Genomic DNA, 1836 nt, shown 5'->3' with positions numbered 1-1836 from the left:
CCGCTGCGCTGGCTCGCGGTGTTCGGCGGCGCGACCAACGTCGCAACGCTCGACGCGATCGCGACCACGCGCCTGCGTGTCGTCGTGCGCGACGCATCGGCGGTCGATCGTGATCGCCTCGGTGCACTCGACGTCGCATGGGTGTCGCCGGACACGTTCCACATCGTCTGCGGCAACGCGGCGGCACGCTACGCTGAACAGCTCGGCGCACGTCTGCCGTCGACGGACGGCGGCGCGGCCGCGCAACCGGCCTGATGCGCTGAGAGCGGCCCGGTTCGCCGGGTCGCAGGGCAGCAAAACGAAAACGGCTTGCGATGCGTCGCAAGCCGTTTTTCATCGGCGGGGCGTATGCGCGATGCGTTCATCTGCATCGCGCATCGCTTAGCCGGTCAGCCGGTCAGCGGTCAGCCGCTCTACCGCTCGTCGACCGATCGGCCCCTCGGCCGCTCAGCCGCCCGATCGCTCACGGGTTCGTCAGCGTGAAAGTCGGCTTCCGGTAGCCGATGCCGGCACGATCGAGCTTCGGCAATTCGCGCTGCGTGACCAGCGTCGCGAAACCGGCCCAGTCGCGCTGCAGCGCGGCCGTGTCGACGCGATGCGTGTCGCCGCGCTTGTAGCGCACGCCGGCCGCGTACGGCAGCTCCCAGTCGGCCCGGTGCCACGCGCGTTCGGCAAGCGCGAGGAGGCGCGGATACACCATGTACTCGAGGAACGTGTCGTTGCGCATCACCTCGCCCCAGGCCTGCCCCTGGATGCCTTCGATGCGCGGCGCGGGGCCCGTGCCGGTCACCTCGAACGCGTTGCCGTCGCGATCGCCCATCACTTCGGCGTTCTGCGGCAGGTTCTCCGGCGCGAGCGAGAACACCTTGTACTCGTCGGTTGCCTGCGAGCCCCAGTAATAGCCGCGTTCGCGCGGGTTCAGCGTGTACGGGAAGTCGAAGTACAGGTAATCAGGCAGCGCCAGCACCGTCTGGTAGCCCTTGCCGCTCAGGTCGCGCGCGCTGTCCGATGCGCCCCAGAAGATCGTGTCCCACAGCGACACCATCACATGCCGCGTGCTGAAGTCCTGCGGCCCGTTCGCGTGCTTGATGCCGTCCTGCCACGCGGCCATCGTGCCGATCCCGTTCGCGTCGACCGCCGCGCTCACCTGTTTCGCGAAGCGCGTCGGCAACTCGTCGATCGACTTGATCTCGCCGCGCTGGAGCAGCGCCGTGCACGCGGGCGAGCGCGCCCACGGCTTGTCCTGCGCGGCGAGGTCGATGCGCCCCTTGTTCGGATCGGTGCCGTTCAACGGCTGGAAGCCGCCGCCGAGCAGGATGTTCTTCGCTTCGTCGCCGCCGTAGTGCCAGGTGCGCAGCGGCGCCTGCGCGTCCGCATGCATCGCCGCGATCTCGCGGATCACCTTCGACGCGAAGTTGAGCGCGCCCGGCACGCACGGGTTCAGGTCGCTGCGCCGGTCGTAGAACTGCACCGTCGTCAGGTTCGACGTGTCCTGCGGATCGAGCAGCCGGTACGCGTTCGCGTCCTGTTCGCGGCCGGCCGCATGCAGCCGGCGGTAGCGCGCCTCCATCGACACGACGGCCGCGCGCGCGTGCGCGGGCATGTCGATTTCGGGAATCACGTCGATGAAGCGGTCGGCCGCGTAGCGCACGAGCGCGACGTAGTCGGCGCGCGTCAGGTAGCCGCCGCCCGAGCGATTGTCGGGGCCGGAGCCGAGTTGCGGCAGCAGGCAGCGCGTCTCGCTCGGATCGTGGCAGCGGCGCGCGCCGATGTCGGTCAGCTCGGGCAGGCCGGGAATCTCGATGCGCCAGCCTTCGTCGTCGGACAGGTGCAGGA

At 69.6% G+C, this 1836-nt stretch carries 2 protein-coding genes; one reads left to right on the top strand and one right to left on the bottom strand.

The features are described 5' to 3' along the window. On the top strand, nucleotides 1–255 hold a 255-nt coding region (locus tag F3J14_RS34630), incomplete at its 5' end, for a PTS transporter subunit EIIB (protein ID WP_166726719.1). A gap of 208 nt (nucleotides 256–463) precedes the next feature. Here F3J14_RS34630 and F3J14_RS34625 read toward each other — a convergent pair. Beyond that, a partial coding sequence (locus F3J14_RS34625) for a family 20 glycosylhydrolase (protein WP_166726718.1) occupies nucleotides 464–1836 on the bottom strand: 1373 nt, incomplete at its 5' end.

This window comes from Burkholderia sp. Tr-862, from assembly GCF_011753085.1.
Classification (GTDB): domain Bacteria; phylum Pseudomonadota; class Gammaproteobacteria; order Burkholderiales; family Burkholderiaceae; genus Burkholderia; species Burkholderia ambifaria.
Note: the sequence above shows the minus strand (reverse complement) of the source record. Positions and strands in the feature narration are given on the sequence as shown.